At 46.8% G+C, this 25,875-nt stretch carries 27 protein-coding genes and 1 other annotated feature; of the genes, 3 read left to right on the top strand and 24 right to left on the bottom strand.

The annotated features are described in order from the left end of the window. Positions 1 to 194: 194 nt before the first annotated feature. The 3 genes from BUA17_RS17630 to pyrR form a co-directional block, all read right to left on the bottom strand. The gene (locus BUA17_RS17630) at positions 195 to 1,499 is read right to left on the bottom strand and encodes a dihydroorotase (protein ID WP_072734473.1); all 1,305 of its coding nucleotides are present in this window, start codon (positions 1,497 to 1,499) and stop codon (positions 195 to 197) included. A 126-nt stretch (positions 1,500 to 1,625) separates the two neighbouring features. Next, complete coding sequence (locus tag BUA17_RS17635) at positions 1,626 to 2,537, bottom strand: aspartate carbamoyltransferase catalytic subunit (RefSeq protein WP_095206245.1); 912 nt, start codon at positions 2,535 to 2,537, stop codon at positions 1,626 to 1,628. Continuing rightward, entirely contained in the window at positions 2,537 to 3,100 is a 564-nt protein-coding gene (gene pyrR, locus BUA17_RS17640) for a bifunctional pyr operon transcriptional regulator/uracil phosphoribosyltransferase PyrR (RefSeq protein ID WP_072734474.1), read from the bottom strand. Before pyrR ends, BUA17_RS17635 begins: the two co-directional genes overlap by 1 nt. 703 nt (positions 3,101 to 3,803) lie before the next feature. Here pyrR and BUA17_RS17645 point away from each other — a divergent pair. Further along, positions 3,804 to 6,479, top strand: a complete 2,676-nt coding sequence (locus tag BUA17_RS17645; protein WP_072734475.1) for a YhgE/Pip domain-containing protein — start codon at positions 3,804 to 3,806, stop codon at positions 6,477 to 6,479. A gap of 153 nt (positions 6,480 to 6,632) precedes the next feature. On the opposite strand, the gene BUA17_RS17650 is transcribed toward BUA17_RS17645, so the two are convergent. From BUA17_RS17650 to BUA17_RS31255, 9 genes are all read right to left on the bottom strand, one after another. Continuing rightward, positions 6,633 to 7,934 (bottom strand): DUF6080 domain-containing protein, encoded by a 1,302-nt coding sequence (locus tag BUA17_RS17650; RefSeq protein WP_072734476.1) that lies wholly within the window; start codon positions 7,932 to 7,934, stop codon positions 6,633 to 6,635. Between the two features lie 24 nt (positions 7,935 to 7,958). Further along, positions 7,959 to 8,279: a DMT family transporter gene (locus tag BUA17_RS17655; protein WP_231952438.1), complete on the bottom strand. Its 321-nt coding sequence runs from the start codon at positions 8,277 to 8,279 to the stop codon at positions 7,959 to 7,961. Continuing rightward, complete coding sequence (locus BUA17_RS17660) at positions 8,266 to 8,556, bottom strand: EamA family transporter (protein WP_090810048.1); 291 nt, start codon at positions 8,554 to 8,556, stop codon at positions 8,266 to 8,268. The genes BUA17_RS17655 and BUA17_RS17660 overlap by 14 nt, the downstream gene beginning before the upstream one ends. Positions 8,557 to 8,582: 26 nt before the next feature. Continuing rightward, entirely contained in the window at positions 8,583 to 9,215 is a 633-nt protein-coding gene (locus BUA17_RS17665; RefSeq protein WP_072734477.1) for an HAD family hydrolase, read from the bottom strand. A gap of 32 nt (positions 9,216 to 9,247) precedes the next feature. Then, positions 9,248 to 10,138, bottom strand: coding sequence for a decaprenyl-phosphate phosphoribosyltransferase (locus BUA17_RS17670; protein ID WP_063567884.1), 891 nt, complete (start codon positions 10,136 to 10,138; stop codon positions 9,248 to 9,250). 208 nt (positions 10,139 to 10,346) lie between these two features. Continuing rightward, positions 10,347 to 11,600, bottom strand: coding sequence for an LL-diaminopimelate aminotransferase (locus BUA17_RS17675; protein ID WP_063567860.1), 1,254 nt, complete (start codon positions 11,598 to 11,600; stop codon positions 10,347 to 10,349). Positions 11,601 to 11,709: 109 nt separating this feature from the next. Beyond that, positions 11,710 to 12,693 (bottom strand): RluA family pseudouridine synthase, encoded by a 984-nt coding sequence (locus tag BUA17_RS17680; RefSeq protein ID WP_139295691.1) that lies wholly within the window; start codon positions 12,691 to 12,693, stop codon positions 11,710 to 11,712. After that, positions 12,686 to 13,180 carry a signal peptidase II gene (lspA, locus tag BUA17_RS17685; RefSeq protein ID WP_024628399.1) on the bottom strand — a complete coding sequence of 165 codons (495 nt, stop codon included), beginning with the start codon at positions 13,178 to 13,180 and terminating at the stop codon, positions 12,686 to 12,688. Before lspA ends, BUA17_RS17680 begins: the two co-directional genes overlap by 8 nt. Before the next feature lie 9 nt (positions 13,181 to 13,189). Then, a complete protein-coding gene (locus BUA17_RS31255; RefSeq protein ID WP_157258414.1) occupies positions 13,190 to 13,336 on the bottom strand; it encodes a hypothetical protein in 147 nt (48 codons plus the stop codon). A gap of 64 nt (positions 13,337 to 13,400) precedes the next feature. Between BUA17_RS31255 and BUA17_RS17690 the strand changes: the two genes are divergently transcribed. Then, positions 13,401 to 14,138 (top strand): TraR/DksA C4-type zinc finger protein, encoded by a 738-nt coding sequence (locus tag BUA17_RS17690; protein ID WP_072734479.1) that lies wholly within the window; start codon positions 13,401 to 13,403, stop codon positions 14,136 to 14,138. A 12-nt stretch (positions 14,139 to 14,150) separates the two neighbouring features. On the opposite strand, the gene BUA17_RS17695 is transcribed toward BUA17_RS17690, so the two are convergent. Continuing rightward, complete coding sequence (locus BUA17_RS17695; RefSeq protein WP_063567857.1) at positions 14,151 to 14,507, bottom strand: DUF5665 domain-containing protein; 357 nt, start codon at positions 14,505 to 14,507, stop codon at positions 14,151 to 14,153. A 229-nt stretch (positions 14,508 to 14,736) separates the two neighbouring features. Then, positions 14,737 to 17,835 carry an isoleucine--tRNA ligase gene (gene ileS / locus BUA17_RS17700; RefSeq protein ID WP_072734480.1) on the bottom strand — a complete coding sequence of 1,033 codons (3,099 nt, stop codon included), beginning with the start codon at positions 17,833 to 17,835 and terminating at the stop codon, positions 14,737 to 14,739. A gap of 125 nt (positions 17,836 to 17,960) precedes the next feature. On the opposite strand from ileS, the gene BUA17_RS31260 reads away from it, so the two are divergent. After that, positions 17,961 to 18,110, top strand: coding sequence for a hypothetical protein (locus BUA17_RS31260; RefSeq protein WP_170867881.1), 150 nt, complete (start codon positions 17,961 to 17,963; stop codon positions 18,108 to 18,110). Between the two features lie 233 nt (positions 18,111 to 18,343). Beyond that, positions 18,344 to 18,635: a binding site (T-box leader), on the bottom strand. Between the two features lie 58 nt (positions 18,636 to 18,693). On the opposite strand, the gene BUA17_RS17705 is transcribed toward BUA17_RS31260, so the two are convergent. The 10 genes from BUA17_RS17705 to spoIIGA form a co-directional block, all read right to left on the bottom strand. Continuing rightward, a complete protein-coding gene (locus tag BUA17_RS17705) occupies positions 18,694 to 19,203 on the bottom strand; it encodes a DivIVA domain-containing protein (protein WP_063566974.1) in 510 nt (169 codons plus the stop codon). A 241-nt stretch (positions 19,204 to 19,444) separates the two neighbouring features. Further along, positions 19,445 to 20,227 (bottom strand): YlmH family RNA-binding protein, encoded by a 783-nt coding sequence (locus BUA17_RS17710; protein ID WP_063566975.1) that lies wholly within the window; start codon positions 20,225 to 20,227, stop codon positions 19,445 to 19,447. Between the two features lie 16 nt (positions 20,228 to 20,243). After that, positions 20,244 to 20,504, bottom strand: a complete 261-nt coding sequence (locus tag BUA17_RS17715) for a YggT family protein (protein ID WP_090810047.1) — start codon at positions 20,502 to 20,504, stop codon at positions 20,244 to 20,246. 16 nt (positions 20,505 to 20,520) lie between these two features. Further along, a complete protein-coding gene (locus BUA17_RS17720; protein ID WP_063566976.1) occupies positions 20,521 to 20,988 on the bottom strand; it encodes a cell division protein SepF in 468 nt (155 codons plus the stop codon). Next, the gene (locus BUA17_RS17725; protein ID WP_072734481.1) at positions 20,979 to 21,680 is read right to left on the bottom strand and encodes a YggS family pyridoxal phosphate-dependent enzyme; all 702 of its coding nucleotides are present in this window, start codon (positions 21,678 to 21,680) and stop codon (positions 20,979 to 20,981) included. The genes BUA17_RS17720 and BUA17_RS17725 overlap by 10 nt, the downstream gene beginning before the upstream one ends. Positions 21,681 to 21,686: 6 nt before the next feature. Further along, complete coding sequence (gene pgeF, locus BUA17_RS17730) at positions 21,687 to 22,580, bottom strand: peptidoglycan editing factor PgeF (RefSeq protein WP_072734482.1); 894 nt, start codon at positions 22,578 to 22,580, stop codon at positions 21,687 to 21,689. A 51-nt stretch (positions 22,581 to 22,631) separates the two neighbouring features. Beyond that, positions 22,632 to 22,985, bottom strand: coding sequence for a YlmC/YmxH family sporulation protein (locus BUA17_RS17735; protein WP_063567037.1), 354 nt, complete (start codon positions 22,983 to 22,985; stop codon positions 22,632 to 22,634). A gap of 236 nt (positions 22,986 to 23,221) precedes the next feature. Beyond that, the gene (gene sigG / locus BUA17_RS17740; protein ID WP_063566979.1) at positions 23,222 to 24,004 is read right to left on the bottom strand and encodes an RNA polymerase sporulation sigma factor SigG; all 783 of its coding nucleotides are present in this window, start codon (positions 24,002 to 24,004) and stop codon (positions 23,222 to 23,224) included. Positions 24,005 to 24,115: 111 nt separating this feature from the next. Then, entirely contained in the window at positions 24,116 to 24,838 is a 723-nt protein-coding gene (gene sigE, locus BUA17_RS17745) for an RNA polymerase sporulation sigma factor SigE (protein WP_017687308.1), read from the bottom strand. 11 nt (positions 24,839 to 24,849) lie between these two features. Further along, complete coding sequence (spoIIGA, locus tag BUA17_RS17750; protein WP_072734779.1) at positions 24,850 to 25,830, bottom strand: sigma-E processing peptidase SpoIIGA; 981 nt, start codon at positions 25,828 to 25,830, stop codon at positions 24,850 to 24,852. Positions 25,831 to 25,875 lie beyond the last annotated feature (45 nt).

Raw genomic sequence — 25,875 nt, forward strand, 5'->3', positions numbered from 1 at the left:
TGGTGTCCATGTTCAAAAGCATTATTCAACTTTTCTTTGTTTCGTATGTTTGACTCTCGGCATGGTCTGCCTTGAGTTAGTTGTAAAGATGTTATTGGTGTATAGGTTGTAGATTTAGAGTTATAAAGCCTTGTTGTTTTAAAAGAATTAAAGAGGAAAAGCTTATTGATTTATTGATCTAATAAGTTACTGATTTACTGTTGTACCGTGTTATTCCACACGCTTTTGCCATCCACCCATGTCTGTACCGGCCATCCTTTTAGCTTCCAGCCTGTGAATGGTGTGTTTCTTCCTTTGGTAGCAAAAGTTGCTGGATCAACCGCTTTTTCCTCGTTCAGGTCAATCATCGTGATATCCGCTGGTGCTCCCTCTTCCAGCTTGCCAGTATCCAGTCGGAATACCCGTGCCGGATCTGCTGTCATGCGTTTCACGAGGAAGTCCAGGCTCCAAAGCCCTGTTTCCACAAACTTCGTGTACAACAGCGGGAAAGCCGTCTCGAATCCAACGATACCGAACGGTGCCAGCTCCATACCTTTTGCTTTCTCTTCTTCGCTATGCGGCGCGTGATCGGTAACGATCATATCCAGCGTTCCGTCCAGCAAACCTTCGATACAAGCTTGCACGTCGCGTGGTGAGCGTAGGGGCGGGTTCATCTTCCAGTTGGCATCCATACCTGGGATATCCTCATCCGACAATACCAGATGGTGCGGACATACCTCAGCAGTTACTTTAATACCGATGGACTTCGCCAGGCGAATCAAGCGAACCGACTGCTCCGTACTTACGTGGCAGACGTGGTAGTGAACTCCCGTTGCTTCTGCAAGCAGGATATCACGGCCTACGTGGATGGCCTCGGATTCATTAGGGATACCTTTGATACCATGACGCTTCGAAAACTCGCCTTCTGTCACATATCCGCCAACTACCAATGAGTCGTCTTCGCAGTGAGCGATGACTGGCATATCCATACTTGCTGCGAGGCTCATAGCATCTTTCATCATTTGAGCGTTTTGTACGCCCACCCCATCATCCGTGAATCCAATCGCACCCGCTTCTTTCAATGCGGCGAAATCCGTAAGTTCACGTCCAAGCTCGTTCTTCGTAATAGCTGCATAAGGCAGTACTTTAACCAGGTCGGCTTCTTTGGCTTTATCCAAAACCAACTTAACGACATCTGCGCTGTCGGTTACCGGTCTTGTGTTTGGCATACATGCAATCGTTGTAAAACCACCTTGTGCTGCCGAACGGGCACCCGTCTCGATCGTCTCTTTATGCTCGAATCCAGGTTCACGCAGATGCACGTGCATATCAATCAAACCGGGAATGACCAGTTTGCCTGAAGCATCGGTTACGCTATGCGCTGATTGCTCTGCTTTCAGTACCGCTTCGTCTTCCACTCCAGCGATCTTTTGAATTTTTCCTTCATCTATAATGATCGTTTTCCGTTCAAGTTCCCCTTGATGATTCAAGATGTTCGCGTTCTTTATAATCTGTAGCATAATTGCCCTCCGCTTCGGTTCTGTCCGACTTGCCAGACAAGCCGGGTGATTTTCTTTATCGTGTACCCTCACATTGCTCTATAAGAACTTCCGTCCCGTCAGCCTATGACCCACAGCCAGACCCTGTTACAGTTTCATCGCACGTTCCATGACCGCCATGCGGATTGGAACACCGTTTGCCATCTGCGGGAAGATCCGCGATGCTGCGCTCTCCACTACCGCGTCATCTACCTCGACATTTCGGTTCACAGGAGCAGGGTGCATAATGATTGTGCTTGGTTTCAGGCGTGATGCCCGTTCTTCCGTCAATCCGTAGTGTTCGCGATAATCCTCAGCCGAAGTAATCAGGCCATGTTTATGACGTTCCAGTTGAACTCGGAGCATCATGACTACATCCGCATCGAGTGCTTCTTCCAGACCTACATAAGGCGCGTGTTCTGCGAGCTCCGGTGCCTGCATCGTTTGCGGTGCGCAGAAGCGCACATCCGCACCAAACTTTTGCAGTGCCCACAGATTGGAGCGAGCTACCCGGCTATGCAGGATGTCTCCGATGATCGACACACGCAAACCTTTCAGCTCACCGAAAGCCTTCCGCATCGTGTAGAGATCCAACAACGCCTGGGTAGGGTGCTCGTTATTTCCGTCTCCGGCATTCACTAGTGGAACATTCACTTTCTGAGCCAGTTGTTGCAGAACACCCGAAGGTTTCAACCGAATCACTCCTGCGTCAATGCCCATGGACTCCAGTGTGCGTACCGTATCATAGATGGATTCACCTTTCTCCACGCTTGATGCAGCCGCCGTGAAGTTCAGTACCTGTGCACCCAGACGTTTTTCTGCCATCTCAAATGAGAAGCGAGTACGCGTGCTGTTCTCGAAGAACATGTTGGCTACGAAGTGGGATTCCAGTACAGGAACCAGTTTCTCCTTCTGCGCTTCCCAGTGTGCTGCTCTGTTCAGAATGGAGTCGATCTCATCGCGGCTAAGGTTCTTAAGGCCAAGCAAGCTCCGGTCCTTCAATGCTGGTTGTGTAATCATCATGCCTGTTCCCCCCGGTTCTGAATGATCTTGACTTCGTCCTGTCCGTCCGTTTCTATCAATGCAACCTCGATCTCCTCTGATTTAGAAGTCGGCACATTCTTGCCGATAAAATCAGGTCGAATCGGAAGTTCCCGGTGTCCGCGATCTGCGAGAACCGCCAGCTGAATGTTCTGTGGTCTTCCACAATCCATCAGGGCATCCATCGCTGCGCGAATCGTACGTCCGGTATAGAGCACATCATCGAACAAAATCACTTTTTTGTTATGAATTGAAAGTGATTCAGGTGTCATCGTCAACAGTTCCTTGCGATTCGCTTTATTCTCTTCCAAGCGATCATCGCGATAAGGGGTCACATCGAGTTCTCCCCAAGGGATCGGTGTACCTTCGATTTCTTCAATCTTGGCGGCGATCCGTTCTGCGAGGTATACACCCCGTGTTCGAATTCCGATAAGTACACAACCCTCAATACCTTTGTTTTTTTCCAAAATCTCATGGGCAATCCGTGTTAATGCGCGGCGGATCGCGGTTTCATCCATAATGACATGTGTCTCTGTGCTCATGCGTTCAGCCTCCTCAGGATTTACCTTTCAGATCATGGCCCCGTGACGAGGAGAACAAAAAAGACTCCTTGCCGTGTTCATTGGCAAGGAGTCTCCGAACTTCAGACCGCTCTGAAGAAAGTTTACTCTCGGGATGCATCGCTTGATTTGCCGCAGCAAAAAACGATGTATCGTTCACGTTACCTTGCCAGTCTCACGGGACTGATTTAAAGGTGCTATTCATGTCGTTCATATTGCAGGACCTCACAGGGTTCTGTACTCAATATGTCCGTTTGTCTTCATGAATTATGACAGAAAGACAACCCTCTGTCAACACCTCAACATCACAGGCGAAATTCCTCTACTGTATTCCCTTAGAATCAGCAGTTCGGCTGAAAAACATCCAAACACATCACATTTCATTCGTTATTCATAATTATACAATAATTCTGTATATTTATCCATAGGCAATTGCGGAGAATCTTACAGCCAAAATAATCCTCTGACTATACTCAACGTTGGGACAGAGTCTAATTTTAGAGTTCAACGTCCAGAAACACGGAATACATGAAGGCTCTGCATTAGTACCCAGCGAAATGGGTAAAGTTTATAAACATGAAACAATTCATAGATGCTTCAATAAAGCCGATATACATAAGGATTTACAAATACGCGACATAGAAATAAGATAAGACCTACATTTATTTACATTTAGGAGGAAGTTATGCGTCACATTTGGCAAGTTTACAAAACAGACTGGTTGCATATTTTGAAGGTTCCCACAGGTATTTTTCTAATTGTGGCTATTATTTTACTACCCGGGGTGTATGACTGGGTCAACGTGAAGTCCGTATGGGACCCGTACAGCAACACCCAAGGGATCAAAATTGCGGTGACAACCGAGGACAAGGGTGCAACTGTTGCAGGAACTAATGTCAATATTGGAGACGAACTGGTGTCCAGCCTGAAACAGAACGAAAAGCTGGGATGGACTTTTGTGGGCCAGGCTGAGGCTGATCGTGGTGTGCAAACAGGAGAATATTATGCAAGCCTGCTCATTCCTGGGGACTTTTCAACTAAAATTACAGGTATCGTTGACGGGAAGCTGGAGCGCCCAGAGGTAATCTATACCGTTAATGAGAAGGTTAATGCCATCGCTCCAAAAATCACGGGTTCCGGTGTATCTGCGATAACAACACAAATCAATGAAAATTTCACTGAAGCCGTCAGTCAGGCTGTTCTAACCAAATTGAAGGAAGCCGGAGTTGAGATCAATGCCCAGCTTCCAACTTTGCGCAAGATGGAGAATGGCATATTCACGCTGGAGAAAAATCTTCCGGATATACAAGCTGCAGGTCAAAAGGTACTGGAAGTAGAAAAAGCCATGCCTGGTATCGTAAAAGATGCTCAAAAGATCGTCGAGATCGAAAAAAAACTGCCTGAAATCAATGAAGCCGCACAGTATGTGCTCAAGGTGCAGGAGTATTGGCCACAAATTAATGATGCAGCATCCGAGGTTTTGGCTATTCAGGGGCGTATTCCCGATATTCAAAAAGCCGTAGAACGTATTCAAGAAGTGGATGCAAACTTTGGTCAGGTATCAGGTGTCATCCAAACGGCCCTGGATAAAACCGACAAGGCTCTGTCTATCGTAACGGCCGCAGAGCAAGATCTGGATAAAGTATCCCAAATCGCTGGTAACGGGATTGAGCTGGCCGAAGGCTTAAATCACTTTGTGGATTCCAGTGAAGAAGCATTTCAGGCTATAGGCCCGGCGATTCGGCAAAACCTGCTGCTGGTGCAGCAAATCTCAAACGCTGCATCAGACGTATTTGGGCAATTGCAGAATACAGATCTTAATAACCTGCCGACAGCAGAAGATCTGGACCGGATCGCTGCCCGTTTGGGGATTGCAGTAAGACTCGTCGACAGTATGGCAGAACTACTGGGCAAAATCGACAACTTACTTCCAAGCCATCCACTTGCTAATAAAATTTCGCAGCTGAACACCATTTCAGATAAACTTCAGCTGCAAATCCGCCTGACAGGGATTATCAGTGATGCTCTGCGTCGTAATACAACTCCGCCCGCAGACGTCATCGCCCAGTTAAATGCTCTCTCCAAGGACATTAGCAGCGGCATTGGCAATATCATGAACACCTACGAGAGCGAAATATCGCCGGCTCTTGCGGCTGGTGCGGATAAGCTGAGGTCTATCCTTTCCACTTCAGCAGATACACTACAGGGAGCAAGAGATCGAATTCCGGATATCGCGGACATTCTTGCGTCAGCCAAAGAAGGGATTACGTTTGGGCAGACTGAATTGACAAAAATCCAGAGCGAACTGCCTCAAATACAATCTAAGATTCATGAGATATCGGAGACACTCGCGAATAAAAGTGAAGGCTTCATCCAAGCTTTGAACACAGTATCTTCATTAATTCGAAACGATCTGCCCAAGCTGGGCACCAAGCTGAATGAAGCGGCTAATTTTGTTCGGAACGATCTGCCCAATGCCGAGAAACAGATAGGCAAGGCATCCGATTTTGTACAGAACCAGCTTCCGGAGGTCGAACAAGGAGTACATCGTGTTGCCACGCTTGTACGTGATGATTTGCCAGCATTGGAAAGTGCCATCAGCAAGGCAGCAGACAAACTTAGAGAAGTCGAAGGTAATAACCAGTTTGCCGAGCTCGCCAAGCTTTTGCGCGGCGACATTGAAGAAGAGAGTGCTTTCCTAGCAAGTCCGGTGAAAATCAAGGAACAACAGCTTTACCCGATTCCGAATTACGGATCAGCCATGTCACCATTTTATGGCGTGCTGTCCTTGTGGGTCGGCTCAACGCTACTGATTTCCCTGCTTCGTGCCGAAGCTGAGAATCCAGAAGGCAAGTTCCGGGGATACGAGTTGTATCTTGGACGTCTTGCCACTTTTCTGACTATTGGATTGCTTCAAGCGATCTGTGTCAGCCTGGGAGATATATTGATCCTCGGCACCTATGTCGCAGATAAAGTGTGGTTTGTCTTGTTTGCCATGCTGGTGAGTGCCGTATTTGTCACCATAACGTACACCCTGCTGTCCGTTTTTGGGAATATCGGAAAAGGGATCGCGATCATCTTCATGGTGTTTCAGTTCTCCAGCTCAGGCGGTACGTTTCCAATCAGCATGACATCGCCCTTTTTCCAGGCATTGAATCCGTTCATGCCCTTCACGTATGCGATTAGTCTACTGCGTGAGTCGGTCGGCGGCATCTTGTGGTCGACTGCCATCAAGGACATTCTGTGGTTGTGCATGTTCATCGCGCTGAGTCTCATCGTTGCTCTCGCTTTGAAACGTCCACTCAGCAGTCTCACCAAACGTTCAGCCGAGAATGCCAAGAAGACCAAAATCATTGCTTAAAATCGTCCGTGAGACCCTCTGCGTAATCAACGCAGTGGGTCTTTTGTTTATCCCAACATGCACATATCGAATGAATCATACCAAACAAGACAAGGCCATTGGATTTAAAGTCCAATGGCCTTGTCTCATTATAAAGATAATTAAAATCTCTGATTATTTCACTGTACGTTCCTGTTCCAACTGATCATAGGACTGCTTAATGGTTGTTAAAGTTTCTACATGACGGTAGATGTTGTTCCCTGCGGTGACGAGAATACATATCATGATCAAGCCTATTAGCACTTTTTTACCCAGCCCCGGACGAAGACCGATGACGAAGCCCCCACCGAGGAGGAAAAACGCAAACAGATAGTGTCCTGCGTACAGGTACATATCGTATTGAAATACCGCCAGCCCGAAACCAACAACGATATGAAGTAAAAAGGCAAACAGAATGTATGGCACAAGAGTCCACACTTCCCGTTCACGGATGCCTTTGAAAAACCCAGTGAGCGCCAGCAACAGGATAAATATACCCGTAAGCTGAACATAGATCGGATTGGAACGGGTCAAATCTGTTACAAACGCGACCATACCCGGGTCCAGCAAATGCACTTTCGGTGACAGCATCGGATTAATCGTTAGCAAACTTAGAGCTTTCCAATGAGCTGCGAACTGGAATGGAGTGGCATAGCTTGTTCCCCCATTTTGAATGCCAAGCAGCCAGTTACTGACCCAACTGCGACCGCCAAACGCGATGTATTGGATTCCTGTCAATACTACGATGAAGGCAACGGCCAGTGCCATAATCCCGATATACTTTTTCCAACCAGACTTGTTACGCCACGTACGCAAATTGAAAAACATGGCTGCCGCAAATGGTACAATGTTGGTCGACGTCAGTCCGAAGTTGATGGATGCCAGCAGCGCATTCGGGATGTAACGGACATCTTTCCGTTCACGGGTGTATTGCATATACAGCACAGAGAACAGGATAACAAACTGTACGTACGGATACGAATCCGGAATCAACGCGGTAAACATCAGATAGGAGCTGAAACCGAACAATAAAGCGAAAAGTAACGGTGTGGTGATTTGTTTATCTTTTTGATTTAAAAACAGAAACACCAGCACAACCGAACCCGCATTCACAAGGGACTGCAGGACAAGAAAGAACCAATTCCCGCCCAGCAATTGAGCACCTGCTTCAAGCGTGACCGCTAGAAATGAAATTAACGGATGAATAACCGAAGAACTGTTGCTTCCGTAATACATGGAAGGATCGAAGTTAAATAAATTAAGTGGAAACTGCGTCGTACTAAATGGCGTGTATGACCCAAGTAGCTCTGCGTGATTCGCAATGTACGTCACGTAAGGTCCATTCATGAGAGCGTAAAAAAGAGCAAAACCCGCAAACAGGCCAAATGCCGTCCAATTGGTCCTGCGATTATAAAATATGTAGTCCAAAAATTTCATGCATTCACATCCAGTTTCATTATTCTAGAAAACCAATAAACACAACCCGCCCATAATACAAGTGACACCGATCCAGCGCAAAGGACCCACTGCTTCCTTAAAGGCAAACCGCGCTATAATGAGCGTCCACACATACGTTAACGCATTGGCTGGCAGCACAACCGTTAAGGGAAGAAATTTCAACAATACAATGTTCAGCAGCGCACCTGTACCATAGAATCCTAGCCCCATTAAAACATGCAGCTTTTTGCGGCTGGTAGCGTAGGCTTTCAAACCCGCTCCCCCCATCGCTCCACACAGGGTCATTGCAATTAATACAGCAATCATCCAGCTATCGATCAACACTGGTCAACGTCACCCCAATTCCAAGCAGCACAACAGCGGCCAACTTCTGCACCGTAATTTCTTCTCCTAGCAAAAAGTATCCATAGATCAGCGCAAACACATAGCTTGCACACATCAAAGGATAGGCCACAGACAGCTTTTCCAAAGCAAAAGCCTTGATCATCAAAATGGCACCCAGCCCATAACAGAGAAAGCCGATGCCCAGATAGATCCACTCGGTCAGCCCCCACTTCCAGAACAATTGGCCTGTCGCTGTAAGAAAAGCGGAGACCAGCATCAACAGCTTGCCTGTATGGCGCCCTTTTATCTCCCCCACGACAATGCCTCCATCTCTGGCACGCGCTTGTTAATAAAGTATCGCTGACTCACCAACTGCATCACTGGAAGATCGGATAAGGAGTCGGAGTAGGAGCAGGATTGATCATAATCAATCACCATCTTTTCCTCATCCAGATAGGCCTGAATTCGACGAACCTTCTCATCCCCTTTGCAATTGCTGCCATCAATCCTACAGGTATAGCCATTCGAGTGACGAACCAGATCGGTACCAATGACATGATCCACCCAAGGAAAGTTTTTAAAATATTTCATATAGGCATGCGGAGATGCGGTCACCAGCAATACATGATAGCCTGCTTCCTTACGATGCTGCATCTCTACACTTGCCTCCGCAAAAATGGCAGTACGCAATTGCGTATCAAAAAAATGCTCCAGATCTTTTTCGGACATGCGCTCAATGCTTTTAAAATATGAACGTTTGACACGTTCAACGGTCATCAGACCTGCCTTGAACAGCGCGGTATGAAATGCAATTACAGGCAATCTCCATACCTGCCATGGGTAACGCCGAACGCCGTAATGTACAAACTGAAACATGGAATCTCTGCGTATAATCGTTTTATCAATATCAAAGATGGCGATTTTCGTGCTTTTCACCCTGATCCCCTCTACCTTCCAGACTCAAACTTTTATTCAAAAATAGCAAAAATCGAAATAACACTTATGACGTACAAAATGACCGTGATCAAGATGGGCTTGTCCTCAAATAGAACTCGATCTGGGGAACCACCTTGGTTCTTCATATGAATCAGATACAGATAACGGAACATGCCGTATATAACCAAAGGAATCGTCCACATTAAATGAATGGTACGATCGGATGTGAACGTAAAGAGCGAATAGCTAATAATGGTCGCCGTTGTGACAATGGTATTGAACTGATCCAATAACGTTATCGAGTAGTTATCCAATACTTTACGGTGTGAACCAGTATTTCCCTCAAGCAGGGTGAGTTCATTCCTCCGTTTGCCGATAGCCAGGAACAGGGACAGCAGCATCGTACAGATGAGGAACCACGGCGTAAATGGCACATGGATCAGGACACCGCCTGCAATCGCACGAAGCACAAATCCAGCCGCAATGGTCATCATATCCAAAATAACGAGATGTTTGAGTACAAATGAGTACGACACATTCAATAGGAAATAAACAATACATAATACTCCGAATAATGGGTTCATCACGAAGGCTGTCCCGACGGAAAGAATTAATAACAGAATTCCGAACAACAAGGCGTGAGCCGGGTTGACCTGTCCAGAAGCAAGGGGACGGAACATCTTCACTGGATGCTGACGATCTCTGTCGCGATCTACATAATCGTTTAAAATATAAACGCAGCCTGCAACAAGGCTAAATAAAATAAAACCTAGCAAAGTCGATAGAATGGTCTCCGTCCGAATCTCCTCAAAAGAAAAAAGTAGCGCGGCAAACAACAGCAAATTTTTGGTCCATTGTTTTGGTCTTAATAGTTTAAGCAAGCCTGAAACGGTATTGCCTGTCCCTGCAGCAGGTGTGGACACGGTATTGGTACGAGATGATAACAATTTCCATAACTCCCTTCAAAAGCAACTTCTGACTATAATAAATAACGTAAAGATCTAATCATATGTTGCTTGTATAATTTTGTAAAGGTATTACAGGGAGAAATTATATTTTTTTGCATAAAAAAAGAGACCGTTTCCGGTCTCTTCTTTCTTTACTTTACATCATTATGATTATGTGAATTAATTAAAATTCGAATTGCACGTCGCTCAGGCGGCGTTTAATTTCAGCGATAACACGTTTCTCTTCTTCTTCCCCTTTAGCTTCAAAGGTAACGGAGAAACGAACAAAGTTACCTGCATCATCCCAAGGCACCGAAGAGATCAGTTTCTCACGGATCAGGAACTGGGAGAAGTCTTCGCCTGATTCAAAGCGGCGGCCTCCGACAATACCTTTTGGAGCTTCAACATAAAGGAAGAAGGAACCTTTAGGTTTCTCAGCCTGGAAGCCCAGCTCGTTCAGTGCAGCTACCAGCAGGTCGTGACGACGGGAATATTTCTCGGCGATTTTTTCCGTGATTTCCGGGTGGTTCAATCCATAAGCAGCAGCCTTTTGGATCGCGATGAACTGACCAGAGTCATTGTTGTCTTTCACGTCGCTGAATGCTTTGACAACAAGCGGGTTACCTGCAACAAAACCAATTCTCCAGCCTGTCATGTTGTAGGACTTGGACAGGGAGTGTAATTCCACGCCCACATCCTTCGCACCAGGTACAGACAGGAAGCTGAACGGTTTTTTGCCGTCATAAGTCAATGCTGCGTATGGAGCATCATGTACAACGACTACGCTGTATTTTTTCGCCCATTCAACCACTTCCGTAAAGAACTCCACGGTAGCACTCGCGCCCGTTGGGTTATTCGGGTAGTTCAGATAGAGCAACTTTGCACGTTTCGCGATATCTTCCGGAATAGCCGACAGATCTGGCAGGAAGTTGTTCTCCTTGGTCAATTGAATGTTGAACACTTCACCACCCAGGTATTTGGTGTGTGTACCCATAACCGGATACCCTGGCACCGTCATAATCGTTACATCACCTGGATTGATGAAGCAAGAAGGCATCATCGCCAAAGCTGGCTTGGAACCGATGGAATGCACAATTTCAGTTGATGCATCGATACCTTCAACATTAAATACATTTTTCAGGTAAGCAGCTGCCGCTTCCTTGAATTCAGGAATACCGTTATCCGCGTATCCACGGTTTTCAGGTTTGGAGGCTTGCTCCGCCAATGCAGCTACGATGCCTGCATCTGCCATCTCGTCTGGTTCACCTACGCCGAGGTCAATCAATTCTACATTGGGAAAATCTTTTTTAGCCGAAGCTTTGGCACGTTTGATTTTCTCGAATTTATAGATGTTGGTGTCTTTACCATAGTTGGAGCCGCCAATACGGTCGGCAAAATTAGTCTGAATGTACGTTTCCTGATATTTATCGATACTCATGATTTTGTTCATCTCCTCATTTGACGCAAATTTCTACACTTTAATATGAAGCATTTGCGCGTTCAAAACCATGGACAAATTATCCGAACATTTGTACTTTCTCGAGCTGTCAGCGGCTACGCAGTGAGGCTAGAACATCTTCCATATCCTGCGGAAGCGGAGCTGTAAATTCAAGGTATTCTCCGGTCGTTGGATGTACAAAACCGAGAATCGCAGCATGCAGGGCTTGTCCCTGCATTTTGATTCCTTTGTTACGACCATACGTCGGATCTCCAACAAGCGGATGACCAATGAACTTCATGTGAACACGAATCTGGTGGGTACGCCCTGTCTCCAATTTCAGTTCCAACAACGTGTTGTCATTGATGCGCTCCGTGACGGTGAAATGCGTAACCGCATGTTTACTGTTACGCTCTGTAACGGTGTACATTTTGCGATCATTGGTATCTCGACCAATGGGTGCATCAATCGTACCCTGATCATGGCTAAGATGCCCATGAACGAGTGCAATATATCGTCTATTCACACTATGCTCTTTGAGCTGAGCAGCCAGCGAGGCGTGAGCACGATCATTTTTGGCAGCCATAATTAGACCTGATGTGTCCTTATCAATCCGATGCACAATACCGGGACGCAGCTCGCCGTTAATGCCTGAGAGATCTTTACAGTGATACATCAGTGCATTAACAAGTGTTCCTGACGTATGCCCTGGTGCTGGATGTACAACAAGGCCACGCTGTTTGTTAATAACGATCAAATCACTATCTTCATACACCACTTCAAGCGGAATATCTTCAGCAATAATCTCCACAGTCGTCGGCTCAGGGATCAGAAGCTCTATCAGATCACCTTCAGATAATTTGGTGTTAGCTTTGACTTTAACTCCGTTCACCGTTACGAATCCGTCTCCGATCCACAATTGAACTTGGGAGCGCGATACGTTATCCATGGATTCTGTAATATATTTGTCAATTCGTTCTTTTTTATGTTCAGCGGCAACCGTCCATTCCATACGATCATTGCCATTCAAGAGTTCATCGTCATGCGTTGACGTATCTCCGTTATTCTGTTCTTCATTTTGCGTTTTACTCATGATGTTCATTCCCTTCGACCTTTGCGGCTGCTTTCTCGCGCCGTCCTTCAAGCAACGTTTCTACAATAATCAGTACCACACCGATACAGATCGCCGAGTCGGCTATGTTGAAAATGGGAAACGTATAGCTACCAAAATTAAGCTGGATAAAATCGACCACTTCTCCGGTCAAAGCCCGATCCAGGAAGTTACCAATGGCTCCCCCAAGCACCAAACTAAGCGCCACGGGCAGCAATTTGTGCGGAGTATCTTTTACCTTTTGCAAATACCAAACCAAAGCCACCACGACAACCAGCGTAACTACAATAAAGAACCAGCGTTGATCCTGCAAAATACCAAAAGCTGCACCTGAGTTACGATGTGATGTGATGACAAAGAAATTGCCAATCACCGGAATTTCATCTCTAAGTTCCATCCGGGTTGCAATTAGGAACTTCGTTCCCTGATCGACTAAAAATACGATAAAAGCGAGGATATAATACACCACGTTTGTTTGTCACTCCGTTCTTGTCTTTTCCAAACGATACCAGGCTTTACGCCAGACTTGTTCATTGTAGCACAGCTGTTTGGAAATCGTCCACGACGCGGTTAGCCCCAGCCCGGATGGCAAAAACGATAACATTTCCCTTCTGTAATTCTGCACGAAATGGTACATCCTACAACAGAGTTAAAATCCGGAGTCCATACGGAACAGAAAGGGGAAAATGATGTCACATTTCACTGCTAAACAACTGCAATCGTTACGTTCCCAACTGATAACCGAAAAGCGTGACATTGAACATAGACTGGAGCAAAACGAACATTATGGTCTTGGTGATTCCATGAAGCTTCAAACAGGTGAATTATCACCGATTGACAATCACCCAGGTGATGTAGCTACCGAGATGTATGAGCGCGAAAAGGATATTTCTCTGCTGGAGCATGATGAATTTCAACTGGAGCGCATCGATTCTGCCCTGCATTCCATCGAAGAAGGCCATTATGGAACTTGCGCCATGTGTCAGCAACCTATCCCCTATGAACGCATGCAAGCTGTTCCTTACACCAAATACTGCAAAAAACATCAACCGGAAACCGTTGTCTCCGAAAATCGTCCTGTCGAGGAAGAATTCCTCGCTCCTGCCTTTGGCCGCACAAGCCTGGATGAACGTGACGACCAGAACGGCTTCGACGGCGAAGATGCATGGCAGATTGTTGAAAGTTGGGGCACCTCCAATACTCCGGCTATGGCTGAGGGACGCGACATCGACAGTTATGATGTTATGGCGATTGAAGCCACTGACGAAGTGGAGGGCTGCGTTGAGGCATATGAAAGCTTTGTCGCAACCGATATCTACGGCCATGACGTGTCCATCGTACGTAATCGGCAATATCGACAGTACCTAGAGAACCGTGAAGGTGATGGTCTGTTAGAACCAGATGTCGAGTCAGACGACTCATATTAACCCACGGGTAAACTAATAAGTGTTCAATTCCAGCTGTCGCTGCACAATCCGTACAATATCTGCGATGTAATCACCCACGATGGGCAGATTAAGCGCACCAAGCACTTGTAACACGTAAATAATCGTTGCTGCAAAAAAAGTAAAACCGATGGCGATTCCCACGCCCCTTGCGGCGCCGGACAACAGATTAAGTCCGATCAGCTTCCACGGCCGGTTCAGTAATTCCGTATACTGTGCGATTCGTGAACGTTCGAGTTCATTCGCGAGCCGGTTAGTGAGCTTGTGAAGTTCTTCAATCTTGTCCTCCGCATTCTTGGAATGCGTCGTGGATTCTGAATTAGATGGCGATTGGGTATCCTGTTCGTTCATAATTTACTCAGTTCCTTTGATGTATATAGAATGTCTGCACAATAGAAATCATTGCCCATTTGCTGAAAAACCAAACGAGCCAGGATACAGGATTGATCTCCTGCATCTGAGGCTCGTTGGCATGTCTGTCTCTATATACTGTCCTATTTGAAATAGAGTTACTCTGTCCCCGTTAAAGTCTGACAAAGCAATCCTTTCTCCAGGAACGCCTTACGTGAGAATTACTGTATTACCCCTCGATATAAACACCGATGGCTTTGCCTCCGGCTTCAATGCGTTGCATCGAATCATTCGTTCCGAAGGTAACTTCGGTAACGAGCACATTCTCACGCAGCACATGATCAAAAGCCTGAATCGCTTCTTGTAAAGCAGAGTCTACATCCAGCGTCAAACGTACTCTTTTCTCAATCGGCAGATCCAGCTTCTTCCGTGTGTCTTGAACTGCACGAATGACTTCACGGACCCAGCCTTCCTGTTCGAGTTCTGCTGTGATCTCCGTATTGAGAGCTACTGTCAGACCATAGCCGGATGCCGAGGCAAAACCGGATTTGGCTTGTTTCTCAACCAGCAGTTCTTCACCCGTCACTTGCAGCTCTTCGCCTTCAGGAGAAACGATGTTCAGAACATCTTCTGCCACGACTTTACGCGTCTCATCTGCTGACATTCCCTTGAAGAAATTCTGCAGGAACCCTACGTTTTTACCGTATTTTTTACCCGCTACTTTCAGGTTCAATTTCAAAGTGAAATCAACGAAATCCGCATCATCATGCTCGGTACGAATAGTTTTGACATTGATCTCATCCTTGATGATCTCTTCATAACTTGCCAGATCGAAGCCTTTATCCAGGGAAACGATCAGTTCAGACAACGGTTGACGTGTCTTGATACCTGTTTCGTTACGGACGTTACGGGCAAGTTCAACGATTCGGCGTGCTGTCTCCATATCCTGCTCCAGATCCAAGTCAATCAGCGTTTCATTGGCAACCGGATAATCATCCATATGCACACTCTCACCAGTAGTCAGGTTCAGATAGATATCTTCTGCAAGCATTGGTGTGAATGGAGCGACGAGCTTGGCTGTAGTCACCAGCACTTCGGTAAGGGTACGGTAAGCGTCCAGTTTGTCTTCTGTCAATCCGCTGCCCCAGAAACGGTCACGGGAACGACGAATGTACCAGTTACTGAGTTCATCTACAAATGCTTCAATGGCTTTGGAAGAGTTCAGATAGTCATTAACAGCCAGCGCTTTTTCTACAACGAGAATCAGGCTGTTCAGTCTTGACAAAATCCAGCGGTCCAGGTTGTGTGATGACAATTTAAACGGATGCTCCTGTGGATCAAATCCATCAATTGTAGCATACAGCGTCAGGAATGCATGGGTGTTGACCAGCGTATCCACCATTTTGGATTTCGCTTCGCCCACGATGCCTTTGGAGAAACGTTTGCTGTTCCACGGTGCGCTGTCAGACAGCAAAGCCCAGCGGAATGCATCTGTACCGTATTCTTCGATAACTTCCCAAGGATCGATAACGTTGCCTTTGGATTTGGACATCTTTTGTCCGTTCTCATCGAGAACGTGGCCTGTTGCCATAACTGCTTTGTAAGGTGCTTTGCCTGTCAAAAGTGTAGATACGGCCAGCAAGCTGTAGAACCAGCCACGTGTCTGATCAATTCCTTCACAGATCATGTCTGCCGGATATTGCTGTTCGAATATTTCTTTATTTTCAAATGGATAGTGCTGCTGGGCAAACGGCATGGAGCCGCTGTCGAACCAGACATCGATCACTTCCGGTGTACGTTTCATTTCATATTTGCCACAAGAGCTCATGACTTTGACGTCATCTACATACGGCTTATGCAGCTCCAGATTCTCAGGCACGTCGCCAATGGCACGAGCACGCAGTTCAGCGATGCTATGCGGAGCGAATTGTTCACCTGTCTCTTCGCACACCCAGATGTTCAGTGGCGTTCCCCAGTAACGGTCACGGCTGATATTCCAGTCTACGAGATCTTCTAGGAACTTCCCGAATCGCCCATCACGGACGTGGCCTGGGTACCAGTCTACTTCACTGTTATTGGCGATCAACTGATCCTTGATTGCTGTTGTTTGGATAAACCAGCTGTCCATTGCATAGTACAGAAGTGGTGTATCACAACGCCAGCAGAACGGATAGCTATGCTCATATTTTTCTTTGCTGAACAAACGTCCTTTTTCAGACAAGTATCTTACGATATCAATATCGCAATCCTTAACAAAACGTCCGGCAAAATCAGTTACCTGTGGCACAAACTTACCTTCCAGGTCCACCATGTTCACAAAGCTGATGCCATGCTCACGACATACACGATAGTCATCTTCACCATGTGCTGGTGCCATGTGTACAATCCCTGTACCACTTGCATCGGTTACAAAACCTGCACCCAGGATGATGTTTGCTTTCTCAGCCTGTACGTAGTTAAACGGAGGATCATACGTTTTGCCAACCAGGTCAGAACCTTTCAGGGCACCGATGACTTCATATTCACCTTTGGCATCCTTCATGACTTTCTCAACAAGATTAGTCGCCATGATGTACACTTCGTTGTCCTGACGAACACGGGAGTAGTCCATATCCGGGTTCACGGCAAGCGCAACGTGTGAAGGCAATGTCCAAGGGGTCGTTGTCCAGGCAAGCACGAATTCGCCGCTGTCATTCAGCTTGAATTTGGCTGTAGCACTGAGGTCTTTCACGTCTTTATACCCTTGCGCTACCTCATGGGAGCTAAGTGTAGTCTGACAAGACGGACAGTAAGGACTCACGCGGTGACCGCGATACAGCAGACCTTTTTCATGAATCGTCGCCAGAATGTTCCACACACTTTCGATGTAATTGTTGTCGAGTGTGATATACGGATTATTCATGTCGGTCCAGTAGCCGATACCTTCGGTCAGATCGCGCCATTGTTGTTCGTATTCGAACACGCTCGCTTTACATTCGTTAATGAATTTCTCCACACCATAATCTTCGATTTCCCACTTGTGGGAGATGCCCAGCTTTTTCTGAACACCCAGTTCTACAGGCAGACCATGTGTATCCCAGCCTGCTTTACGAACGACGCGGTAACCCTTCATCGTGTTATAACGTCCCACAAAATCCTTGATTACCCGTCCCAATACGTGACCGATATGCGGTTTACCGTTGGCTGTAGGCGGCCCCTCGTAAAATACGAAGTTCGGCTTACCTTCGCGGTTTTCGATGGATCTTTTGAATGTATTCTCGGTTTTCCATTTGTTTAACACACGTAGTTCTCTGGCACGTGCTTTCTCTTTGACGTCAACTCGTTGCATGATAATCTTCCTTTCGAGATATAGTTGCGGACCGTCCACAAAAAGCGTTTCAATCCCCCTAAATCCCCCTTACCAAGGGGGACCCCATAGGCGCTCCGCCCTCTGGACACCCGGAAAGGGTTGTCTTGGGCGGGAACTGCGGTGGCGTTGGCGAGGGTGTGTATGTTGGAGTCGGCCCTCATGCGGCTGTCCCCTTCGGGAACGCCGCAGGGCCTTACCGCGAGAAGGGAGTTGCCGGACGCTTCGCTCCTCCGGCAGGCTGGCTCTCTCCTTGAGGCACCTTCGGGCCTCATGGGCGTTCACCTTAGCGAACCCCAGTGCCGGACACTTCGCTCCTCCGGCGGTTGGCTCTCTCCCTGAGGCACCTTCGGGCCTCATGGGCGTTCGCCTTAGCGAACCCCAGTGCCGGACGCTTCGCTCCTCTGGCGGGCTGGCTCTCTCCCTGAGGCACCTTCGGGCCTCATGGGCGTTCGCTACTTTTTTTGGACACAAAAAAACCTCATCCCTGGAAAGGGACGAGGTTGTGCTCGCGTTACCACCCTAATTCTGTTCATCACAAACCACATCCAATATAAATTGGGTATGCTCTGTCATCAACAGCGCTTATGCCCCGCATAACTACAGCAGGGTGCCGATATAACGTTCGGCTCACGGTTTCGCTTACACACGGCCAATCCTTCACCGCTTCAGCGTCACTTCTCCGGGGAGATATTCGGCTATAACTCATCCATTGGCTTGCACCAAACGCCAACTCTCTGAGGGATGAGATCATAACGTACTGAACCCGTCATGGAATCACTATTCATTATGAATATAGTTATAGCCTCTTTACAGGCAAAAGTCAACCAGGCGGATAGACTAATAAATTTCCTTCATTTCCCGCTCACGGTCACGGACTTCCTGCTCCCGGCTCTCCAGCGCTTCCCAACCATCCTGAGTCAACAATTCAAGCTGTGCTTCCACAAGTGTACGGAAACGGGCACGATAGATAGACGCCTGCTTTTTCAGCTCTTCGACTTCCAAAGCAATTTTGCGTGATTTAGACAAAGATTCGTTTACGATCCGGTCCGCATTTTTCTCGGCTTCCTTCACGATCAACTGTGCTTCTTTTTTCGCATTGTTCTTCACATCATCCGCAGCTTCCTGCGCAATGATGATCGTTTTGCTCAGCGTCTCTTCAATCGTTGCAAAATGATCAAGCTTCTCCTGAACGGACAGCAACTGATTGCTCAGCTCTTTGTTTTCGCGAATGACGCCTTCGTAATCTTTGATGACTTGATCCAGGAATTCATTGACCTCATCCTCGTCATACCCGCGCAAACGTCGGGAAAATTCCTTGTTGTGTATGTCCAGCGGCGTTAATGGCATGCTGTCCACCTCCTGTAAAAGTTCCTTCCCGGACTGAGAAGGTTTGCAGCATATGGGTTCCACCCAAGGGGCCGTATATGTGATGCCTAATCCTGGCACTAACACGGAATGCAGGATCAGACTCTGATCCTTTGGCGGTCATATCAACCTTTGCACTTTAATGTATATCGGAAACACCGAATGTTTTTTGCACCTTTACCTTAAACATTTCGACAAGAAAGCGGGTTTTCCTGCAACACTCTTAGGCAAATTTGCCGATTTTTACGCGGCAGCGTCCCTTTTTGGTCAACCCATCCTGTTCCATCACCTTGAATCGACCAAATCCTTGAATGGATACCACATCTCCCGCTTTCAGCGCTTTGGACGGATCTTCCTCCACTTTCCAATTCACACGACAGCGGCCGGCCTTGATCGGAACGAGAACTTTACTGCGACTAAGCCGATACACATCTGCACAGATGCCATCCAAACGCAGGGAAGCTACGGTAATGTCCATCGTCTCCAGTTTGCTCTCGGACCATTTCAGCTGATCCAGTGCCAACAACTCCGTAAACACATGTACCCGGTGCACCTGATTCAGTTGAAGCGATAAAAAAGCGCCGGTTTCCGACGCCACCACAGTATGGCACCCGTCCTCCAGCACTTGAATATCACCGATCTTGCCACGTTTCATGCCAAGCCCGAGCAGGGCACCCATATAGTCCCCATGCTCCAGCTCTTTGATTTTCTGATCGTCAGACGTAATGCTCATGACCTGCATACCCATATCTTCATCGTCCAGATATCGATAATCCGGTGCAATCAGCGCACGCTTACGTTCAGCTGTTTCATAACCACCATCCAGACGAATCTGTACATCATCTCGACGGTTCACAAGCGTTTGTAAAATAAAGGCCTGTCTGGGATCAAGAAAGTCAGTTAGCTTCATGTCATGATACTTACCTGCACGTTCAACCCAGTCTGAAGCTTTATCCACAAAATCCCGCTCGTCATGACTAAAATGCTCGTAAATTTCACCGCTCATCTATGTTCACCCTACCTTAATATACAAAGTATCGGAGGATGGAGATCAGCCCATTAAGCGCGAGTTGAAGAACGATCAACGCCACAATCGGTGAAATATCCAACACACCGAACAAAGGCGGAATAAATCGGCGGAAAGGTCTTAAATATGGTTCCACAAACTTACCTAGCCATTCACCGATGAAACTCTCCCGTGCGTTGGGAAGCCATGACATCAATATGTAGACAATGACCATGTAAAAGTAAATCTGGTATAACGTGTACAACACGCTTTCAATCTGATACAAAAGTGGCTCACCTCATTCTGTTATAATCTTGCTCGCTGTCAGCCAGTATTTCCGTAATTGATCCTTGAATTTCAACCGTATCTGGCGTACAGAGAAAAATGTTGCCGCCAATTTTTGAAATACCGCCTCCCAGTGCATACACTGTGCCACTCAAGAAATCAATGACGCGAAGTGCTTGATCCTGACGCACCCGCTGCAGGTTAACTACAACTGTACGATGGGAGCGCAGATGGTCAGCAATCTCTTGTGCTTCGTCATAAGAACGCGGTTCATAAAGGACGACTTTAACATTTTTCTGGGAATGAATGCTCACCACATTATTACCCCTTTGGTTTCTACGTTTGTCTAGACTTGAGGTTTCAGCTTCCTGCTGATCAGGATCATGTTCCTCTTGTGCCGCCATACGCTCACGTTCCACAATCTCTTCCTCTTCCTGAAGCCCGAGGAAATTCATAAACTTATTCATTACGCCCATTGCGAACCCTCCTCTTTTCCTACGAGAATCGATCCAAGCCGAACCCAGGTTGCCCCTTCTTCAATCGCCACTTCAAAATCATTGGACATGCCCATCGACAACTCGGTCAATGGCTCCGCTGTCAAAGCTTGTCCATTCAAATGGTCTCTAAGCTCACGCAGTCCGCGAAATACGGGACGTGTAAGCTCCGGATCTTCCTCATGGGGTGCCATGGTCATCAGGCCGATGACCTTCAGGTTGTTGAACGAACTGATTTCACGCAAAAAGGAACTCGCCTGTTCAGGCTGCAAGCCATACTTGCTTTCTTCACCCGAAATATTCACCTGCAATAGTGTTTCCACCTGGATGCCAAGAGACGCCGCCTTTTTATCCAACTCCTTGGCCAGGGACAAACGATCCAGTGAATGTATGTAACGGAATTTACCGATGACGTCCTTCACCTTATTCGTCTGTAAATGACCGATAAAATGCCAGGTTCCCTGCTGACCGAATGCTTCCCATTTTGCTTGTGCATCCTGCCAGCGGTTTTCGCCAATATGCTCAAGACCGTGGTCCAGCACAGCTCCCGTTGTTTCAAGTGAGACGTATTTCGTGACAGCAATCACATTCACATCTTCACGTTGACGGCCACTGCGCTGACACGCGGCTTCGATCTTCTGATTTACCAGTTGTATACGCTCCTCCAATGACACAGAGGGTCACCTCTCTTCCAGCCCAATCCAGCTCGCCATTCTCCCGGTAATGCCATTTTCTTTACGATACGAGAAAAATAGCTCGGGATTGCAGCTTGTACACCAAGTTGTACATTCGATATGATCCGGCAATATTCCTGCTTTCATCATAATGTGTCGATTGCATTCTTTCAAGTTTAACATCGTTTTGCCATTTGTGGCAGGCCGATATACTTGATTAGATGCAGAGTTCTTGTATTCATCATTACCCGAGGAGTGGTCCAACCAAACCCGTACATGCTGCATAACCGCTTCATCCACTTCATAACAGCAATCCCCAATGGAGGGACCTATTGCAGCATGGATATCCTGTCTGCGACTTCCGTATTCCTGCTCCATCTTTTCGACCATCGATTCGGCTATACCGGCAACAGTACCTTTCCATCCGGCATGAGCAAGCCCCACCGCTTGTTGTACGGGGTCATAGAAATAAAGGGGTACACAATCTGCATAAAAGGAAGTCAGCAGCACACCAGGCACATTGGTGACCAAACCATCCGTATCCTGTAATGCAGACTGTCGATCCAGCAAACCCTTACCCCGCTCTTCAGCCGTGATTACAGCGACATGTTTACCATGTACCTGTTCTCCACAAGTCCAGGATTCCAAAGGGAAACCCAGCTTTTCAGCCACAAGTTTGCGATTACTCAGCACGTTAGCCGGATCATCACCCACATGATAGGCACAGTTTAGACTGGCGTAAGGTGTGCTTCCAACACCACCCTGCCTTGTCGTAAAACCGGCTTTCATATGCTTAAACTGCAATTTCCACGGCTCCACATATAATAACAACGGGTCAGGACCCCAATTTGAGTTCTGGCTTCCCGACCGTATTTCCTTATCCAAAATAAACGGTTCCATCTTCTCACCTCACAACTTCCAGTGTACCAAATGAACCCCGTTCTGTCTCGGTTATATCGTTCGACGCTGGTTCCGATTCAACCGTTCAATACGTTCCACCCGGTCCACCCGGCCGTTCTGCTCGTCATACAAGCGGGCTTCACGGTCACGCTCATCGTAGTTATTTTCCTTCATTTCATCCATTTTAACCAAAATCACATCCGAACCGATCTTCACAATGTTTCTCCAAGGGATGATTAGATCCGTTCCCCCGCCGAATAGCCCCATAAAACGGCTGTAACCTGGCACAACAATTGCTTCAATTCGTCCCTGCTTCAGATCCAGCTCCAAATCGCTAATCTGACCCAGACGTTTGCCATCCGTAATGTTAATAACATCTTTGGTTTGAAAATCCGAAATTTTCATCCCGCTACCGACCGGTTCACCTGTGTTCACTTTCATTTGGTCCCGCCCCCCGATTAATCCGCTTCTGCCCGTTCTCCGCTTCTATACAATATATGTTTCATACGCGAAAAATGTCCTCTTTTTCGAAGGAAAGGCAATGGAACAATTCCAAATCCCTCTGATGTCGAAATCCAAAAAGCAAAAAGACGATCAAAGGGATATTTCTTCCCTTTGATCGTCTCCTTGCTTACCCCTTGTTACGACTTCACATGTTTCTGCATTTGTTGTATCGCTGATTTCTCCAGACGGGATACCTGCGCCTGGGAAATGCCAATTTCATCAGCCACTTCCATCTGGGTTTTCCCTTCGAAAAACCGCATCGACAGAATCATTTTCTCCCTTTGACCGAGACGGTGCATCGCTTCACGCAATGCAATTTCCTCAATCCAGGACACATCCTTGTTTTTGTCATCGCTGATCTGATCCATCACATAGATCGGATCTCCACCATCATGATAGATCGGTTCGAAGAGCGAAACCGGGTCCTGAATGGCATCCAATGCAAAAACCACATCTTCCTTCGGCACATTCAGTACCTCAGAAATTTCAAATATCGTCGGTTCACGGGAATTTTTATTCGTCAGGCTGTCACGCACCTGAAGTGCTTTATAAGCAATGTCCCGCAAGGAGCGAGATACCCGAATTGGGTTATTATCGCGCAGGTATCGACGGATTTCACCGATAATCATCGGCACCGCGTAGGTTGAAAATTTGACATTCTGGGATAAATCAAAATTATCAATGGCTTTCATCAGGCCGATACATCCAACCTGGAACAGATCATCGACAAACTCTCCCCGATTGTTAAAGCGCTGAATGACACTGAGCACCAGGCGCAGGTTGCCATTCACTAATTTCTCTCTTGCTGAGCGATCATGGTGTTGCTGTAGGGAATGAAACAATTCCCGCATTTCTATGTTGGTGAGGACAGGCAATTTTGCGGTGTCCACGCCACAAATCTCGACTTTGTTTCGGGTCATCGTGACTTACCTCCCAAGGAGAAACATTAATGTACATTATCTCCGGGGCAGGCTATTTTATTCGCACTTGGCATCCTTGCCATTAATACCCATTATGAAAAATGCTCCTGTTCAGACCATCTTGTTGAACTCCTTTCGGAGTCTTTTAATGATTCTTTTTTCGAGACGAGAGATATAGGATTGGGAGATTCCAAGCAAATCGGCGACATCTTTTTGTGTCTTTTCCTCACCATCCGTCAAGCCAAAACGAAGCTCCATAATCATTCGCTCACGCTCGGTTAATTTTTCCAATGCTTTATGCAAAAGCTTCCGGTCTACCTGTTCTTCGATATTCCGATAGATTGTATCGTTCTCTGTACCGAGTACATCGGATAATAATAGTTCATTTCCATCCCAATCAATATTGAGTGGTTCATCAAAAGAAACTTCTGTACGAATTTTACTGTTACGTCTCAGGTACATCAAAATTTCATTTTCGATACAACGGGAAGCATAGGTTGCCAGTTTAATTTTCTTTTCCGGGTCAAATGTATTAACGGCTTTAATCAACCCGATCGCACCGATGGAGACCAAATCCTCGATATTGATACCTGTATTTTCGAATTTGCGTGCGATGTATACCACCAGTCGCAGGTTCCGTTCAATCAGCATGGCACGGATCGCGGAATCCCCTGAAGACAACTTTTGCAACAAAAATTCTTCTTCTTCACGTGTTAATGGGGGCGGTAGCGCCTCACTGCCTCCGATATAATAAATCTCTTCACTTTTCAAACCAAGCAGAAATAATAAACGATAGTACTGCAACTGCGCCACCAGTTTCCATTTTACAAGCATGTACGTTCCTCCTATACCACATTCAGCGGCTTTTCTGTTGCTCCCGCAGAGATAGCCGTAGACTGCGCAGAAGCAGCGTCTTGCACAAGCTCAGGGTGAATCACGGCCTGGTATTTTCCATCGGATGACAGTACGCCCCCGTCCAACCCTATTAATACCTTTGTCGTCTCATAACACATCTCATCCATCGTTACCTTCACCCGGTCTGGCTTCATCGCCAGCATAAACGCAGTTCCTTTGTTAATGCCTCGGTAGGGTACAAGTCTTAAACGATTCTGCCAGTGGAAATCCTCCTGATCGAGCTCCATGATAAGGTTGTCCGGCGCCTCATCCTTCAACCTGCCCTTCCATGCAGCAGGCAGCATGTCTTGCCATAACGATACCTCCATTACCATGACGGGCATACGTGAAAGAGGGTCTGTGAGTTGATTTCCTGTATCCAGAAGGCCTGTACAAGAAATAGTCACATCATCAATAAAAACCTCCACTTTACCCAAGTACGTTGTCATTCGGTCTGTTTTTCGTTTCGTGCTCTGCACGGCTTTGAATAGAAAAAGCACGGCAAAAAAGACGACAAACGTGAACCAAAAGGCAATTTTCAAATCAAAAGACATTCCACCTGATGCCGTAAACCAAATGCCGTTGAACAATTCCCCAGAGCTTTGCAGCATGTAGTGCACACCCAGAATTCCCCCTGCGGCGACAAAATTGATTACATAGAAGGTACCCAAGGTTCTCATAAATGCCTGAAGACCCTTAAACCCAAATGCAATACTCAGCATCACCAGAGACAATCCAAACTTGATCAAAAAGGTGAACATAAAATCAAACTCCGGTACAAACATCATGACCACGTACAGCGCACCCACGATCGCGGACAGCAACCATCGCCACCAGACCAGCTTCGTTTTGCGCATCCAGGCCGTCAGTCCGATGAGTGCACCGTCAATACACAGGTTCGTCAAAAAAATAAGATCCACATATACAACCACATTCTTCACCTGCCTGCGCGCAGCATATCGAAATAACGTTATCCC

Origin of the sequence: Paenibacillus sp. ov031, from assembly GCF_900143165.1 — a bacterium.
Lineage (GTDB): Bacteria > Bacillota > Bacilli > Paenibacillales > Paenibacillaceae > Paenibacillus > Paenibacillus marchantiae.